Annotated in this window: 18 protein-coding genes; 4 read left to right on the top strand and 14 right to left on the bottom strand. The window is 56.8% G+C overall.

Going from position 1 to position 16,736, the window contains the following annotated elements; translation table 11 throughout:
- Window positions 1–89: 89 nt before the first annotated feature.
- From tal to V8L70_RS02230, 11 genes are all read right to left on the bottom strand, one after another.
- Entirely contained in the window at window positions 90–1,043 is a 954-nt protein-coding gene (tal, locus tag V8L70_RS02280) for a transaldolase (protein ID WP_101146043.1), read from the bottom strand.
- 20 nt (window positions 1,044–1,063) lie between these two features.
- Window positions 1,064–2,551: a xylulokinase gene (xylB, locus tag V8L70_RS02275; protein WP_298964624.1), complete on the bottom strand. Its 1,488-nt coding sequence runs from the start codon at window positions 2,549–2,551 to the stop codon at window positions 1,064–1,066.
- Window positions 2,551–4,038, bottom strand: a complete 1,488-nt coding sequence (locus V8L70_RS02270) for a mannitol dehydrogenase family protein (protein WP_298964374.1) — start codon at window positions 4,036–4,038, stop codon at window positions 2,551–2,553. Before V8L70_RS02270 ends, xylB begins: the two co-directional genes overlap by 1 nt.
- A gap of 61 nt (window positions 4,039–4,099) precedes the next feature.
- Window positions 4,100–4,720, bottom strand: a complete 621-nt coding sequence (locus V8L70_RS02265) for a nucleoside/nucleotide kinase family protein (protein ID WP_101146038.1) — start codon at window positions 4,718–4,720, stop codon at window positions 4,100–4,102.
- Between the two features lie 7 nt (window positions 4,721–4,727).
- Complete coding sequence (locus tag V8L70_RS02260) at window positions 4,728–5,525, bottom strand: L-iditol 2-dehydrogenase (RefSeq protein WP_101146035.1); 798 nt, start codon at window positions 5,523–5,525, stop codon at window positions 4,728–4,730.
- Window positions 5,526–5,538: 13 nt separating this feature from the next.
- Entirely contained in the window at window positions 5,539–6,222 is a 684-nt protein-coding gene (locus tag V8L70_RS02255; RefSeq protein ID WP_101146033.1) for an HAD family hydrolase, read from the bottom strand.
- Window positions 6,219–7,370, bottom strand: coding sequence for an ABC transporter ATP-binding protein (locus tag V8L70_RS02250; protein WP_336268719.1), 1,152 nt, complete (start codon window positions 7,368–7,370; stop codon window positions 6,219–6,221). The genes V8L70_RS02255 and V8L70_RS02250 overlap by 4 nt, the downstream gene beginning before the upstream one ends.
- 12 nt (window positions 7,371–7,382) lie before the next feature.
- Entirely contained in the window at window positions 7,383–8,249 is an 867-nt protein-coding gene (locus tag V8L70_RS02245) for a carbohydrate ABC transporter permease (RefSeq protein ID WP_101146028.1), read from the bottom strand.
- Window positions 8,250–8,286: 37 nt separating this feature from the next.
- Window positions 8,287–9,177, bottom strand: coding sequence for a carbohydrate ABC transporter permease (locus V8L70_RS02240; protein WP_101146026.1), 891 nt, complete (start codon window positions 9,175–9,177; stop codon window positions 8,287–8,289).
- 97 nt (window positions 9,178–9,274) lie between these two features.
- A complete protein-coding gene (locus tag V8L70_RS02235) occupies window positions 9,275–10,597 on the bottom strand; it encodes an ABC transporter substrate-binding protein (protein WP_336268716.1) in 1,323 nt (440 codons plus the stop codon).
- Window positions 10,598–10,762: 165 nt separating this feature from the next.
- Entirely contained in the window at window positions 10,763–11,713 is a 951-nt protein-coding gene (locus V8L70_RS02230; RefSeq protein WP_101146022.1) for a sugar-binding transcriptional regulator, read from the bottom strand.
- 128 nt (window positions 11,714–11,841) lie between these two features.
- Here V8L70_RS02230 and V8L70_RS02225 point away from each other — a divergent pair, with 128 nt between their 5' ends.
- The gene (locus V8L70_RS02225) at window positions 11,842–12,153 is read left to right on the top strand and encodes a YqfO family protein (protein ID WP_101146020.1); all 312 of its coding nucleotides are present in this window, start codon (window positions 11,842–11,844) and stop codon (window positions 12,151–12,153) included.
- 25 nt (window positions 12,154–12,178) lie between these two features.
- Here the strand turns inward: V8L70_RS02225 and V8L70_RS02220 are convergent, their stop codons facing one another.
- On the bottom strand, window positions 12,179–12,736 hold the full coding sequence (locus tag V8L70_RS02220; protein ID WP_336268710.1) for an NUDIX hydrolase: 558 nt from the start codon (window positions 12,734–12,736) through the stop codon (window positions 12,179–12,181).
- Between the two features lie 94 nt (window positions 12,737–12,830).
- On the opposite strand from V8L70_RS02220, the gene V8L70_RS02215 reads away from it, so the two are divergent.
- On the top strand, window positions 12,831–13,502 hold the full coding sequence (locus V8L70_RS02215; RefSeq protein WP_290693848.1) for a CoA pyrophosphatase: 672 nt from the start codon (window positions 12,831–12,833) through the stop codon (window positions 13,500–13,502).
- Complete coding sequence (locus V8L70_RS02210) at window positions 13,499–14,167, top strand: 2OG-Fe(II) oxygenase (RefSeq protein ID WP_336268709.1); 669 nt, start codon at window positions 13,499–13,501, stop codon at window positions 14,165–14,167. The genes V8L70_RS02215 and V8L70_RS02210 overlap by 4 nt, the downstream gene beginning before the upstream one ends.
- A 14-nt stretch (window positions 14,168–14,181) precedes the next feature.
- Here the strand turns inward: V8L70_RS02210 and V8L70_RS02205 are convergent, their stop codons facing one another.
- Entirely contained in the window at window positions 14,182–15,150 is a 969-nt protein-coding gene (locus V8L70_RS02205) for a L,D-transpeptidase family protein (RefSeq protein WP_336268708.1), read from the bottom strand.
- A 352-nt stretch (window positions 15,151–15,502) separates the two neighbouring features.
- Here V8L70_RS02205 and V8L70_RS02200 point away from each other — a divergent pair, with 352 nt between their 5' ends.
- Window positions 15,503–15,931 (top strand): PRC-barrel domain-containing protein, encoded by a 429-nt coding sequence (locus tag V8L70_RS02200; protein WP_290693853.1) that lies wholly within the window; start codon window positions 15,503–15,505, stop codon window positions 15,929–15,931.
- Window positions 15,932–16,126: 195 nt separating this feature from the next.
- On the opposite strand, the gene V8L70_RS02195 is transcribed toward V8L70_RS02200, so the two are convergent.
- On the bottom strand, window positions 16,127–16,549 hold the full coding sequence (locus V8L70_RS02195; protein WP_101146010.1) for an OsmC family protein: 423 nt from the start codon (window positions 16,547–16,549) through the stop codon (window positions 16,127–16,129).
- Between the last annotated feature and the right edge of the window lie 187 nt (window positions 16,550–16,736).

The raw sequence follows: 16,736 nt of genomic DNA, 5'->3' as shown, positions 1-16,736 counted from the left end.
AGGCTCTCTCCCTGTGCCTGTAGCATGACGGCGTCGTCATCAGAGCAACCCGAAAACCGACGCACTCAAACCGTGCGCTAACGTAACTCTCAGCCTAACCGCTTATCGACTAGGCTTTCTAACTCAAGCTGGTCGTCGTGGAAGCGACGGATACCTTCAGCTAGCTTGTCGTTGGCCATGGCATCCTGGTTGTGCCCCCAGCGAAAAGCGGCTTCATTAAGCGGCGCGGCGGGTTTACCTGCCCCCTTCCCAGCTTGAATTTGTGCAGTGACGCTGCCCTCTGTCGCTTCCAGTTCTTCAAGTAACGCGGGCGAAATGGTCAGCCGTGGGCAGCCAGCCAACGCCAGCACTTGGCCGGTGGTACGAAAACTCGCGCCCATTACCACCGTCTCATAGCCGCTCTGATTAGCTCGCTCGCAAACACCCTGAACGAACTGCACGCCTGGGTCGTTTTCTGGGGTGTACTCACTGCCGGTCTCTTTTTTATACCAATCGGTCACCCGGCCCACGAACGGGGAAATCAGAAACACGCCCGCGTCAAAACACGCCTGAGCCTGGGCATCGCTAAACAGTAGCGTCAGGTTGCACTGGATGCCCTCGCGCTCGAGCACTTCGGCGGCACGAATGCCTTCCCAAGTGGAGGCCAGCTTGATCAGCACGCGATCGCGTGAGACGCCACGGGCATCGTACAGCTCGATGAGTTCATGGGCCTTGGCAATGCTGGCCTGGGTATCAAACGAGAGCCGAGCCGCCACTTCGGTGGAAACACGGCCCGGTACGACAGCTGAAATTTCACTCCCCATGGCAACCGCGAGGCGATCAACCGCGTGCTTGACTTGCTCTTCACGGCTGCCGCCCGACGCTTTTACACTGCTTAGCTCTTCATCGATCAGCGCTTGATAACCCGACAAACTAAACGCCTTGAGCAGCAGCGAGGGGTTGGTGGTGGCATCCTGAGGCTGATAGCGACGAATGGCTTCAAGATCACCGGTATCGGCGACGACGAGCGAGTGTTGCTTCAACTGTTGCAGCTGACTGGTCATAAAATCTCCTTGATATGCTTTTAAGCGCCGCCATGGCGTTGTTCAAGTGCTGCGCAATAACGTGCATAGATGGGTTGGTACGCGGCCACACGCTCTGGATCGGGCTCAGCCAGTGACTGCGCGTCCAGATGGACTAATTTTTCACACAGCGCTTCCAGCGTAACGCCTTCTTGACGCCGGTCGCACCACGCGGCCTGTATCGCCGCACCCAGGGCAGCTGCGTCGGTAATCTCAGGGCAAATCACCTGGGTACCGGTAATATCAGCCACCATCTGCCGCCACACGGGGCTGTTGGCGCCGCCACCGATTAGTCGAATCTGGCTGGCGCCAGCGGTTAAATCACCCAGCAATTCCAGTCCATAGCGTAGCCCGAAAGTGGCTCCTTCCACCACGGCACGGCACAAATTAGCCTGCGTGGTGTTCAAGCTGGTCAGGCCAAGAAAATCCGCCGAGGCGTCGGGCAGCATGGGTACCCGCTCGCCGTTGAAAAAAGGCAGCACCGTAACGCCCTCTGCCCCTACCGGAGCGCTAGCGACCCGCTCGCTGAACGCCGCGAGGTCCAGGCCGAACAGCTCGCGAACTCGAGTGGTCGCTGAGGTAACGTTCATGGTGCAGATCAGCGGCAGCCAGCCACCGGTACTCGAGCAGAAGTTGGCGACCATGGCATTGTCGCACTCCACGGGGGTGGCCGAGTAGGCGCAAACGGTACCCGATGTGCCCAAACTCAGGGTAATAAGCCCTGGGGTAATATTGCCGGTGCCGATAGCACCTAACATGTTATCGCCGCCGCCCGAAGAGACCACAACCTGATCACTCAAGCCCAGCTCGCGGGCGACGACCGGGCGCACCACGCCAACCGGTTCATGGGCTTCCAATAATCGGGGCAGTACGCGCTCAGGGTCGAGTTCGGGCGCTATTTCCGCAAATACCTGCAACTGCCAGCAACGCTTGCGAGTGTCGAAGTACCCCGTGCCCGAGGCATCGCCGGCTTCGGTAGCCCGCTCCCCGGTGAGCCAGAAGTTAAGGTAATCATGGGGCAGTAACAGGCTTTCGATGCGGTGGTAGGCATTGGGGTGATGCTGCCGCAGCCAAGCCACCTTGGAGGCGGTATAACCGGTTTGCAGCACCAGCCCCAGTTTTTCCAGGCAGCCCGCCTCACCGCCCAGGCGGGCGACCAAATCGGCATTCTGGGCGCTGGTTTCGGTATCGCACCACAGCTTAGCGGGGTAGACCGGCGCACCATCGGCATCGAGCGCCACCATTCCGTGCTGCTGACCGGAAACACCGATGCCGCGGACTTGGCTGGCCAAAACGCCGGCTTTCTCGAGTGCAGCAGAGAACGCCCCTTTCAGGGCCGCCAGCCACTCAGCGGGCGCCTGCTCACGGCGGCCATTTTCAGCTTCATCCAGGCGATGGGCACGGCTTGCTTCCGCGAGAATCATCCCTCGCTCAATGTCGACTACTACTACCTTGGTGCTTTGAGTACCGCAATCTACCCCGATATACATCACAACGTTCCTTTGGATGCCGCCAGACCCTCTAGCGTAGCGCGTGCGCCATGTTCGTGCAGTGATTCGAGCGCGCTCAAGTAGGCCTCAAAAAAGCGGGTGTTGTCGACCAAGTCACCAAACAGCTCGCGATTTTCGATAAAGGCCGTAGGTCGCTTGCGATTCTCAGCCGCAATGGCCATTAACGGGGCTTTCAAACGATCGACAATTTCGATCGGCTCCCCTTGCTCGTCTACGCCCTCAGCATAGCGCGCCCAGCTGGCCACCACGGCGGCACTGCGTTCTATCTCGCCACCCTGGGCCAACTGTTGGCGAATTACCGGTACGAGCCACTTCGGAATGCGATCCGAACTCTCGGCGCAGAGCCGTGCCAGGGTATCCTTGATTTGCGGGTTGGCAAACCGCTCGATCAGCGTTAAGCGGTAAGTTTCGAGATCGACCCCCGGCACCGGCGCCAGGGTGGGGGTGCCCTCTTCACGCATATAGCCCAAGACAAAATCCACGAACAGCGGGTCCTGGCACACCTCGTGGGCGTAGCGATACCCGGCTAAATAACCAAAATAGGTCAGCGCCTGGTGGCTGGCGTTGAGGAGGCGCAGCTTCATCAGTTCGTAGGGTTCGACATCCTCAACGACTTGAACACCGACCTTATCGAACGCCGGACGGCCCAAGGGGAAGTGATCTTCGAGCACCCACTGGGTGAACGGTTCGCATACCACCGGCCAGGCGTCTTCGACCCCAAAGCGCTGATTGAGCTCATCGATATCCGTCGGGGAAGTCACCGGCGTAATGCGATCCACCATAGCATTGGGGAACGCCACCTCGGCTTCCAGCCAGGCGCCTAACTCGGCGTCCCGCGCGTGGGCATAGGCGCCGAACATACGCTTGGCCACGTCACCGTTGCCTTGAATATTATCGCAAGACATCACGGTAAACGGGGCAATGCCGCGTGCCCGGCGGCGGGCCAGCGCTTCCACCACTAGCCCGAAGCTGGTCGTCGGCTGGGTGGGGTTGGCCAAGTCGGCACGTACCTGAGGATTATCCAGGTCGAATTCGCCGCTCACCGGATGAAAATTGTAGCCACCTTCGGTGACGGTCAGCGAAACAATGCGGATCGCCGGATCGGCCATCTGTTCGATGACGGCCTCGGTGTCTTCCGGTGCAAACAGGTAATTCATCATACTACCAATGACCCGCGGCTCGTACTGGCCGTCAGGGTGTTTCACCACCAGGGTATAAAGGTGGTCCTGCGCCGCTAAGGCCTGCTGCATGCGTTTGTCGCCAGGCATCACGCCCACGCCAACGATGCCCCAATCCAGCGCCTCACCCTGGTTCATCAGCGCATCCAGGTACATGGCTTGGTGGGCACGGTGAAAGCCGCCCACCCCAATGTGCACGATGCCTGGCGTTAGCGCGTTACGGTCATAGTGAGGCACGGCAACATCGGCGGTCAGATTGCCCAGGTTGTGATGGTTAAGTCGGGTCATGGGTGCTCTCCAGCCAAGGCCACCTTGGCACGATGGGAATAATAAAAGTGACGTAAAGGGGTCAGCGCCAGCGCTGGTCGGGCGGCAAGCAGCAGCGTTTTACCAATTGCGCGTTGAGCATGTCTTTATGGTGGGTACGCTCGAGCGCCCCGGCGCGATCCTGGCCCATTTCGAGCCATCGCCTGATCAGCCGATCCACCAGAACGACGTTGTCGACCTCTAGAAACAGGGTCCAATCGAATAGCGGGCGCAGTTCACGCCAGGGCGAGCGATCAAGTAGCAGGTAGTTACCTTCGACAATCACAATGCGCTGTTCTAGGCCAATCACCCGCCCGCCCGCGCGGGCCAAATCCAGCGGGCGATCGAACACCGGCACAGCCACTGGCTGATTGGCTTGGTGAATGCGCTCAAGGTCACAGCGCAGCCCTTCTACATCGAAGGTGTGGGGCGCGCCTTTGAGCGGCAATTGCTGTTCACCCAGGACAGCGTTATCGAAATGGTAACCATCCATGGGCACCAGCCCGGCCTGCCCCGGCAGGCGCTGATTGATCGCGTCACAGAGCAGGACGCTCCGGTAAGATTTACCCGCGCCCGGCGGGCCTGCCAACGCCACTAAATAACGGGAAGCGCCTTCGGCGGCGCAAATAAGTTGCTCGGCTAACGTATCAAGATCAGGCGACATGGCGACCTCAGCTCATCCAGTTCCCGCCATCGACATTCAGGGTCTGAGCGACCACGTAGTCGCTGTCCTGGCTCGCCAAGAATACCGCCGCGCCAGTATGGTCTTCCGGCAGCCCCATGCGTCCGAACGGCACCGCCTCACCTACCAAGCGTTTCTTTTCACCGAGCGGACGATTCTCAAAACGGGCAAAAAGTGCATCGACCTCTTCCCACATTGGCGTATCGACCACACCCGGGGCGATGCCGTTGACGTTGATACCGTGTTTAATGAGACCCAACCCGCAGGATTGGGTCAGGCTGATAACTGCGGCCTTACTAGCGCAGTAAACACTAACTAACGCTTCGCCACGGCGCCCCGCTTGAGAAGCCATATTGATGATTTTGCCGCCCCGGCCACGGGCGACCATCGAGCGGGCAACTGTCTGCAGCGTAAAGAACATGCCTTTGGTGTTGACCGCGAACTGTTTATCAAAACTCGCCGCAGTCACCTCGAGCACCGGCGCCATATCGAACACTGCAGCGTTATTGACCAGGATATCGATGCCGCCGAAGCGTTGCGTTACCGCGTCTACCATGGCGTCGATCGAGCCTTGATCGCAGACATCCAGCACCACGCCCATCACCTGCTCGGCGAGCCCTTGCTTCTGCAATGTCGCCTGCAATGTCGCCACGGCCTCATCGATGGCGCCCTGGTCGATATCGGCTACCACGACGCTGGCGCCTTCTGACAAGTAACGCTGGGCAATGGCCAAGCCGATACCCCGAGCGCCACCGGTAATCACTGCGATTTTGTTGGTTAGTTTCATGGTCGAGCTCTCATTAGGGCAACGCGTTATTGGCACTGGACTGCCACTCATTCACCAAGGCTTCCAAGCCATGCATGTGTTCTAGAATCCGCCAGGCGCCCGCCTGGGTAAGGCGCGCCGGCTGTTCAGCATCCACGTGGCTTGCACCGACAAACCCTATGACGCACATCCCCGCGGCGTGGGCGGCCGTCACCCCAGCAACACTGTCTTCCACGACCAGGCAGTCTCGCGGCACTTGGCCTAATTGAGAGGCTGCCAACCGGTAGAGTGCGGGGTCAGGCTTGGGATGGGTCACCTGGTCAGCCGTGAAAATAGGCACCTCACCAAAGGCTTCTGCCAAGCGCGTACTCGCCAGCGACGCCAGCACGCGACTGCGCCGACTGTTCGAGACCACCGCCTTTCCCAAGCTGATCCCGCGAACCGCCATGTCGGCTCCGTCTATGGCTTTAAGCTCCCGCGCCAAGCGCGCCTCTATAGCGGTATCCACCTGTTCAGTGGCGTCCGGAGGCAACGAGTGGGCACTCAACGCTTCCAGATGGCGCAGGATATCCTCAGTAGTCATCCCTAAGGCTTGGCCAAGCGCTTGGTCGATATTCAGATCGGGCAGCCAATGGGAGAGGTACTTCACCAGCGTACCTTCCGCGATCGCTTCGCTATCGACCAGCACACCATCACAGTCAAAAATGAGGGTCCTCATGCAGGCTCCTCAGCAGGCGAACCGGGCGCGCGGTTATCCTGGCGAGTAAGCCCCGCCAGCGGATGCTGCTGCAGGCTTGGCAGGGCTAGGCCGTCCACATCAAATAAATGCGCGCGCTCGGGGGCAAAGCCGAAGTGCACGGTGTCGTTTACACGGTAAGCCACGTCGCCATCGGCCATGATAGTGATCAGCTCATTGTCCATTTGAACGTAGAGCGAAGTTTGTCCACCAAGACGTTCCAGCACTTTGATTTGACCACTCAACGGCCCTTGATCCTCAAGTACCAAGTGCTCAGGGCGAACGCCCAACTCAAGCGCCGCGTTGGTATCCAGGCGATGCCCTTCAACCGGTACGCTACGCTCACCGCCACCCGGCAAGCGAATCGTCACGCCTTCAGGCGATACGCTGGCCAGTGTCACGGGTAGAAAGTTCATCTTGGGGGAACCAATAAACCCTGCCACGAAGCGATTGCGTGGGTGGTGATAGAGCGCCATGGGCGACCCCACCTGTTCGACCACACCGTCATGAAGGACGACAATTTTATCCGCCATGGTCATCGCTTCGATCTGGTCGTGGGTCACGTAGATCATGGTGGCATCCAGCTCATCATGAAGACGCGCCAATTCGATGCGCATCTGCACACGCAGCGCGGCATCCAGATTGGAGAGCGGCTCATCGAATAGGAAGATGCTGGGGTTACGCACAATCGCACGGCCAATCGCCACCCGTTGGCGTTGACCGCCGGAAAGCGCCTTGGGTTTGCGGTCTAACAGTGGCTCTAGCTGCAGAATTTTGGCGGCTTCCAATACCTTGGCGCGGCGCTCCTCTTTCGACACCCCGGCCAGGCGCATACTGAAGCCCATGTTGCCCTCGACCGTCATGTGCGGGTAAAGCGCGTAGCTTTGAAACACCATCGCCAGGCCGCGATCGGCGGGCCCTACGTCGTTAATCCGCTGGCCATCGATCAAGATATCGCCATCCGTCGCGCTTTCCAACCCGGCGATCATGCGCATTAGGGTCGATTTACCGCAACCGGAGGGGCCAACGAAGACCACGAATTCACGGTCATTCACTTCAAGGTCGATGCCCTTGATCACCTCGGTGTCGCCAAAACGCTTGGTAATATTGTGCAGTTGTAGTGTTGCCATGAGGAAGATCCTTTACTTGACGGCGCCAAAGGTCAGGCCACGTACCATTTGTTTTTGCGTCATCCAACCGAGTATCAAAATGGGCGCAATGGCCATGGTGGATGCGGCGGACAGCTTGGCCCAGAACAGCCCCTCAGGGCTCGAGAATGAGGCGATGTAAGCCGTTAACGGCGCGGCATTTGAGGTGGTCAGATTGAGACTCCAGAACGCCTCGTTCCAGCTCAAGATGACCGAAAGCAAGCCTGTCGAGGCGATGCCTGGCAGCGTTAGCGGCAGCAGCAGAAAGAGCACTTCTTGCAGGGTCGAGGCACCGTCCATGCGGCCTGCTTCGAGGATGTCCTTGGGCATATCCTTGAAGAAGGTATAAAGCATCCATACCACTATCGGCAGGTTCATCAGCGTGTAGACGATGATCAACCCCGTGCGGGTATCCAGTAGCCCCACATCACGAAAAATCAGGTAAATCGGCACCAGCACACCGACCGAAGGCAGCATTTTGGTGGAAAGCATCCACAGCAGCGTGCCTTTGGTGCGCTTAGTAGGTAAAAAGGCCATGGCATACGCCGCGGGGATCGCAATCAGTAGCGCTAGCAAGGTTGAGCCAAACGCCACCGCGACACTGTTGAGTGCAAAGCGTGCATAACCCGAGCGATCATGCACCGCCTGATAGCTTTCCAGAGTGGGTGAAAAAATCAGTGAAGGATCGGCAATGGCTGCCGTTTCAGTTTTGAAACCGGTCAGAATCATCCAGAAAATCGGAAAGAAAATGACCACCGCCACCGACCAGCCCAATACCGTTAGCAAGATGCGCTTGCTTCGTGCCGAACGCCACCCCGATACCGAACGTGGCGCCGCCGTTTTGGAACTTAATGTTGTCATCGAATTACTCCCAATTGCCGGTCTAGCAAGTGCCGGTCTAGTCTTCCAGGTTTTTGGCCACCATGCGGACCAGGAAGATCGCCACGATATTCGCCAGGATGATGGCAATCACCCCACCGGCGGACGCCACACCTACGTCAAAATCCAGCAGTGCACGAATGTAAATCAGATAGGCTAAATTGGTGGTCGCCAAACCAGGCCCACCAGAGGTGGTCACAAAAATCTCGGCGAAAATGGTCAGCAAGAAGATCATTTCAATCATGATCACCACGCTGATCGCGCGCTTTAAGTGCGGCAGCGTAATAAAGAAGAAAATCGCCACTGGCCCGGCACCATCCATACGCGCCGCTTCTACTTGATCTTCATCCAGCGACTGCATCGCGGTGAGTAGAATTAGCAGCGCAAAGGGTAGCCATTGCCACGCGACGATGATCACAATCGAGGTGAGCGGAAGCGCTGAAAACCAATCAAGTGCGGGCAGGCCAATGGACTCAGCCAACCACGCCAACACCCCGTTGGAGGGGTGCATCATCATATTCTTCCACACCAGTGCACTCACGGTGGGCATGACAAAGAACGGTGAAATGGCCAGTACGCGGGCGATACCACGCCCTGCAAACTCCTGCTGGAACAGCACTGCCAGCAAGGTACCGCCCACTACGGTAATCACGAGCACCCAGCCTACCAGCAGCAGCGTATTGCCCATGGCTGCCCACAAGGCTGGGTCGGTGAGTAAGTATTGGTAGTTCTCCACCCCAGCGAAGCCGGTCATGCCGGGCATTAGCAGGTTGTAGTATTGAAAAGAAAACCATAGCGTCATGCCTAACGGCACAATCATCCAAAGCAGCAGCAATATCACTGCGGGCGCTTGAAGCGAAAGCGTTCTCAGCCCGCCGACGGTACGGCCGGAAGCACGGGGTTTAGTCATGGGAATACCTGCGGAAAACTGACTTGCTATAAAACATCGATAAAACGCCTACCGTCACTACCACTAGCCGAGTGAACCGGCAGGCGTTCGTTACTTTTTACCTTTCGATGTAGCCAGCCCGTTGCATCGTACGTTCAGTGGCACGCTGCGCGTTGTCTAGGGCCTGCTCGACCGTCGTGTCACCCGTTAAGGCGGCAGCAATGGATTGGCCCACTTGCGTACCAATTGACTGAAACTCGGGGATGTTGACCGTCTGTACGCCAACGTAGGGGTTTGGTTCGAGCGTCGAGTCGTTGGGGTCAGTCTCTTGAATGGCCTTCAGCACGAAATCAGCAAAAGGTGCCGCTTCGGTGTACTGCTCGTTCGCGTAAGTAGACTCACGCGTGCCGGGGGGAACGCTGGTCCAGCCTTCGGTTTCACCCACCAGCTCGATGTACTCTTGTGAGGTCGCCCAGGTAATAAACTCACGTGCGGCTTCCTGTTTTTCGGAAGAGGCTGGAATCGCGAGCGCCCAGGACCATAACCAGTGTGAGCCTTTCGGGGTTTCTGCGATAGGCGCTGGCGCAAAGCCTAAGCGGTCCGCCACATCGGATTCGTTGGGGTCATAAAGCTTGCCCGCCGCTGAAGTGGCGTCTACCCACATGGCGCAGTTGCCACGTGCGAACAGGGCCAGATTTTCGTTAAAGCCGTTGGAGCTAGCTCCTGGTGGGCCATAATCATTGAGCAGGTCGACATAGAACTGGACAGCGTTCGTCCATGGCTCAGAGTTAAGCTCTGGATTCCACTCCTCATCGAACCAGCGCCCCCCGTAGGTGTTCACGAGCGTGGTGATGAAGGCCATGTTCTCGCCCCAGCCCGGCTTGCCGCGCAGGCAGATGCCCGCCAGCCCTTCTTCGCTGCCATGCAGTTCGCCTGCCCACTCGCGCACCTCTTCCCAGGTGGGCTGTTCGGTCATCTCGATACCCGCTTTATCAAACAGATCCTGGCGGTAGTACATCATCGAGCTTTCGGCGTAAAACGGCAGTGCATGAAGGGTGCCATCCAGGCTCAAGCCATCGCGCACGGATGCCAGCAGGTCATCTTCGTTGTAATCCTCGGGCAGGTCGTCCAGCGGAGAAAGCCAGCCACGCTCTGCCCAAATGGGCACTTCGTAAGTCCCGATAGTCATCACGTCAAATTGGCCACCGCCGGTGGCAATATCGGTCGTCATGCGTTGACGCAGCACGTTCTCCTCGAGCACTACCCAATCCAGGGTAATGTCGGGGTGCGCTTCTTCAAAAGCCTCGGTAAGGCTCTGCATGATCACCATGTCGTTATTGTTAACCGTCGCCACGGTGATTTCGGTTTGCGCCTGGGCATGGCTAGATAGGGCAATGGCAGCCGCTAGCGCGGTGACGGGCAAGTGACGTGCGAGTCGCATAAAGCACTCCTATGGGCATGTATTGGCATTGTTGTTGCCTTGATCTTATTGATCATCAACCGAACAAATGATCGTACGTTAGCCAAAAAAAAGCAAAGCCGATCAGCTTAGACTTTACGCTAACGTATCGCCCTTTGCGCATGTTGCAGCGCACACGGCAAACCCCTATAACGCCTCGACAATTTGCCGAGCAGCCACCTCATCGGTCACCAGCCCTTTTAGCCAGCCGCCGCGCAGCGCAGCATGTATTGCCGGGGCTTTCTCTCTGCCGCCCGCGATCGCCACCATGTGGTGCTTGCCAAAGCGCTCCAGGGGCAGACTGGTGACCCGACGGGTAATGGAGCAGTCGATCACTTCACCGTCGCTGTTCAGCGGCCAGCCAAGCAACTCCCCTACCGCGGCCAAGCCCAGCAAATCATTCAGCTCAACTTCGCTGATAAAATGATCCTGGAACAGGGTTGCCTGTCGGTCGATACGCCCAACGCCAATGAAGGCGGCCTCGGACTCACGCGCCACATCGGCAATTTTTTTAAATAAGCGCTGCGTCAGCATCGCCTCTTTTTCGGTCAGTGTCTCCGCCACTACCGGCGCGGGCAGTAAAAAACGCTCACCGCCGGTTTTATCCGCCATCACCATCACCGCATCGTAACGGTTAGCCGAGCCGTCGCGGGCCACATTACCCACCAACGATACAAAGCGGTGCTGGGGCCTTTCGACACGGCTGAGCGCTTCTACCGCCGCGCGCACCGAACGGCCGGTGCCCAACGAAAGCGTCAATGGTTCGCTGCGCTCGACCAACTGTGCCACCCGCTCGGCGGCGGCCACGGCCAAATAGGACGCGGCGCTTTCGGCGGCGTGGTTATCGGCAGGAACCACGTCGCAGTAAGTCAACCCAAAGTGATCACGCAACGCACTGCCCAGCGCCATACAGTGAGAGATCGGATGGTCAATATGCACTTTCACCAACCCCTCTTGGCGAGCCAAGGCTAATAAGCGCTGAACGCCTGGCCGCGACACGCCCAACTGACTGGCAATCTCATCCTGGGTCATTCCACCCACGTAAGACATCCAAGCAGCTCTGGCCGCCTGATCCAGCTTTACTTCAAATTTATCCATAAGATGACTCACTAAACGGGTACCAAAACATCATCATACAAAGCCAAGCCCGCGACCAATAGTCGTCTATCCGCTAACATAGTAGTAGTCCGGCGTTTGATGATGAACCGATGGCAGGGAGACATAGCATGTACAAACTGGCCTTTTTTGTTCCCGTTGAGGATGCCGACAGCGTTAAGCAAGCTGTGTTCGAGGCGGGCGCTGGGCGTATAGGGGTGTATGAGAGTGTCTGTTTTCAAACACGCGGCACGGGGCAATTTCGCCCAATGGAAGGTGCCAACCCTCATATCGGTTCGGTTGGCAGCCTGGAACAGGTGGAAGAGTATAAAGTTGAAATGGTATGCGACGAAGCGCATGTTCACGGTGCCATTGCTGCTTTAAAACTTGCCCACCCCTATGAAGAAGTCGCTTATGATGTGTGGCAATTAGCCGATCTATAGCGCGTTGATCGAACGGCGATACGGCTTAGGCACTGCCAAAATAGCGCTCCCGATCCTCAGGCGTCACCATGCTGATATGCAGCGGAAACGCATTGTGGGGGCGGTCAGCGTAGAAGTGGCGTAGCGTGCGCTCAATCGTAGTGAAGGCGAGTTCGTCCCAGGGGATTTCGTGCTCCTCAAATAGCGCCACTTCCAAGCTTTCCGGGCCGGCGCTGAAGCCACCGACCAGCTCGGCAAGAAAAATCATATACACCTGATTGATATGCGGTAAGTCGATCAAGGTGTAAAGATTGGCCAGTTCTACCTCGGCGCAGGCCTCTTCACGCGTCTCTCTGGCGGCGGCCTGCTGGGTGGATTCAGCGTTTTCCATATAGCCTGCTGGCAGTGTCCAGTACCCTTTGCGTGGTGAGATGGCCCGCTTACAGAGCAATACCTTGCTGCCACTCACCGGCAAGGTGCCGGCCACAATGCGCGGGTTCTGGTAATGAATCGTACCGCAGGCATCGCACAGGTAGCGCGGGCGATCATCGCCTTCAGGTAGAGCAAAACGTACCTTATCACCACAGTGGCTACAAAAGTTCATCGCGTATTCTCAACGGCTAGTGAATAGAAGCCTCGACGCGCTTGACGTCAATGACCGCTGCTGGGTAAAAGAGAACAAAGTAATTGGATGCCCTATGTTAGAGAAACTGCGCAACCAGCTGCAACAGCTGACGCCTCAACGCTTGGATCATGTGGTAATGCCCGAGGCGGCGGTACTGATGCCGATTGTCGAGCGGCCGGCCCCTACCCTTTTGTTTACCCGTCGTGCTAGCCACTTGAGTACCCATAGCGGTCAAGTGGCGTTTCCCGGTGGCAAGCGCGAGCCCTTCGATGCCGACCTGTATGCCACAGCACTGCGTGAAGCAGAGGAAGAGATTGCCCTCGACCCCGCGCTGGTGCAACCGTTAGGGCGGCTCTCGGACGTTATTTCGCTGCACGGCATTCGCGTTACCCCGTGGGTCGGTATCATTCCGCCTGATCTACCGCTGGTGGCCGACCCCGGGGAGCTAGACGCTATTTTTGAAGTCCCGCTCAGCCATTTTTTAGATGACCACCGTACCCATACCGATGTCATTACGGTCGACGGCGTGGCGCACTACGTGCCTAGCTACCATGTCGACGGCCATGTCATCTGGGGGCTTTCAGCGATGATGCTGGTCGAGCTATTGGCCGAAGGCTTTGGTATGCCCATTGATTTGCATCAGCGCCCCCTGGGGCCGCTGCGCCACTATCCCGAACGTACCACGCGCCTTTCTACTTCCGCGACGAGAGATTCTCGCCCAGCCCCCTCGAGACCCAAACAATGACCCCCAGTGTTGCCCCCTTCACGCCAGCGCTTCAGCCAGCGACGCAGGTAGCCCTTGTCGATGCGCTGGTTGAGCAAGGCTGGTACGTTGGCCGTGAGGTGATCGACCTTGAACTGTGTGCCGCACTGAATCAGGAACTGCTGCATCGAGCGGCTTACCAAGGCTTGGACGAGGCGGGCATTGGCCGAGGCCAGCAGCACCTGCTGCGTAAGGATATTCGCGGTGATGCGATCCACTGGCTCGATCGCGAGAGTGCTGCCCAGCGGCGTTATTTAGACGCCATGAGCGAATTACAGCAGGCCCTTAATCATGCGCTGTTTTTAGGCCTGTTCGAGTATGAGGCACACTTCGCCCACTACCCGCCGGGAGCCTTTTACCAGCGCCATGTGGATAGCTTTCGCGGCCGCGCCAATCGGGTTATCTCTACAGTGGGTTATTTAACGCCCGAGTGGCCAGCCGATGGTGGCGGCGAAATGGTTATCTACCACCCTGATGACCCAAGCACAGAGGTCGCCCGCGTCATACCGGAAGCAGGCACCTTCGCCTGTTTCCTGTCGGAAACCATTCCCCATGAGGTGCTGCCGACACGCTGCCCGCGCACGAGTATTGCAGGCTGGTATCGGCGTAACGCTTCACTGGGCGGTGTGCTCGACCCTGCGCGTTAAACTTGGCGGCGTGATCAGGTTAACGGCACGATTTGCCCATTGGCCCGCTCCAACACTTCACGTACCTGCTCGTAGTCTGCGCTATTGGGGCCACCCTCGTGGTGTTCAATAATGCCGACAACATTCAGCAGCGTGTCCATGCCATAAGCGGTTTCATCCGTCGCGATAAACGCCTGAATATGCCCTTGCCCGTCGCCATTCCAGCCTACTTTGATCGGCGAATCGATGATATTGACCTGAGTACCTACCGGTACGCGCCAAAATACCGACTCGATATCTTCCGGATGCATGCGAATACAGCCACGGCTAGCACGCATACCAATGCCATCCGGCTGATTGGTGCCATGTATCAGATAACCGGGGATATCCAGCAAAATGGCGTACTGACCCAACGGGTTATCGGCACCAGGAGGCACCACCGCTGGTGCGGGATCGCCACGTTGAGCGGCTTCACGGCGAATAGACTCAGGCGGGTACCAGGCAGGGTTTTCAAGCCGCATGGTGGTTTCGGTAATGCCCAACGGAGTGTTGTAGGCATCTCGCCCAATCCCAATGGGGTACGTCTCCACCCGCGGCGTTTCGCCTTCTTCTACGTCGGGATAGTAGTATAGGCGCAGCTCCGCCACATTGATGACAATCCCCGTGCGAGCTTCGTCAGGCAAAATAAACTGCCCTGGGATCGTCACCTCGGTACCTTCCCCCGGCACCCAAAGGCTGGTGTCAGGATTGGCCATACGAATTTCTTCGTAGCCGACATTGTGTGCCCGGGCAATATCCATCAGCGTATCTTCTTCGCTGGCGGTAACGGTATACACCTCCCCCACCATATTGCCTTGTTCTGGAAGCGGGAAATGACCTTTGGGTAGTTCACTGCTATCAGCGACGGCCGTCGATGCTAATAGCCATGCTCCCAACGCGACACTGCTTACGCAGAGCTGCTTGATACGCCGCAATGGGTGCAAGGGGTGATACAGGGGAATCATCGTCAGGGTGTCTCCTTTTTTAAATAGGAATATGACGACTGGGGCAGAGCAGGTCAACTCGACAGCGTGTGACACAGCGACGCTGGGCTAGCGGTTAATGAGACACTGCATACGCGTAGTCGGCTAAAAGTTTGAGTTAATTAGTTGTATTTCTGATCACAGCGACTAACCTGTTAATTGTCTTAGCGCAGTGACGCGCAGAACGGCGTTAATTACCCAAATGTAATTAACATCCCCAGGAGTAATAGCACTGGAGTTGTGCTTTTTTTAGTACACAGCCATCTGCTATTGATTTGTTTGGGCCATAACGCGGAGTCGTTAAGCCTGAATGAAATCGCAAGGAGCAAGTAAAATGAAAATGATCAAACCCGCTTTTCTAGGTACGCTCATGGTTCCGGCTGTTATGTTTGCTGCAGGCACAGTCAACGCCGAAGAAAACACCACCACCATGGAAGCAACCTATCTAACGGAAACGCCAGAAGGTACTTTCCACGCTGATGCCCTAACCGGCAATCAAGTTAAAAGCTCTGTCGAAGATGATGAAGATATCGGCACCATTACCGATCTCGTTATCGATGAAGATGGCCAAATCAATGCCGTCGTCGTCGGTGTCGGTGGTTTCCTCGGTATGGGTGAGAAAAACGTCGCCATCGAATGGGACTCACTCGAACTGACCAAAGACGAAGACGGTGAAGATTACGTGATTACCGTTAATGCGTCACAAGACGCACTTGAGTCTGCCGAAGAGTATCACCGTAACGGTGACTTAGAAGACGAATAAGATCACTACAATCTTATAAGTCAGTCATACAAAAAGCCTTGGCAATTGCCAAGGCTTTTTTTATTGCGCTTAACGCATCCGCACTGATTTAATTGATCGAAACGACTAAAAGCTACTTAATTACTTAATAGCCATTACGACCATCAGCATTAACGCCCACACTTTTAATGCGTGTGAACGTTAAGTCGCGAACCTTTAGCCTTTTAATTTCGCCGTCATACTGATATCGGCTTTAAGCACTTTAGACACGGGGCAATTAGCTTTTGCCTTTTCCGCCGCTTCCTGGAATGCAGCTTCATCGGCACCGCTAATGGCTGCCACGACATCCAGATGAATTTTTGAAATATCAAACCCGGCATCGCTTTGCGAAAGGGTCACTTTAGCGCTGGTTTCAATGGAGTCAGCGGTATAGCCCTGCTCACCCAGAATCATTGAGAGCGCCATTGAAAAACAGCTGGCGTGTGCTGCGCCAATGAGTTCTTCAGGGTTGGTGCCTTTTTCATCTTCAAAGCGCTTGCTGAAGGAGTAATTGGCATCCAAAACGCCACTTTCGGTTGAAACGGAGCCTTTACCATCCTTAAGACCACCTTCCCAACGTGCGCTAGCTTTACGATCCATAACAACTCCTTGTGTGTGCCAATCATGCATTAACGTGTTGTCGATCAGGGTTAAGCGGCAGCTGCCGTTTAACCACCTAACCAGCGTAGCTGATTTTTTGTTTCTCTGCTGTACCGATAGTTCCATCTTCCATCGGCCCTCGTTCAGCCGTAAGCTAGTTAGCTACCTAACCGCTTTACTGCTAAGG

This window comes from Vreelandella arctica (genome assembly GCF_037070215.1).
Classification (GTDB): domain Bacteria; phylum Pseudomonadota; class Gammaproteobacteria; order Pseudomonadales; family Halomonadaceae; genus Vreelandella; species Vreelandella arctica.
This window is presented reverse-complemented; position numbering and strand designations above follow the sequence as displayed.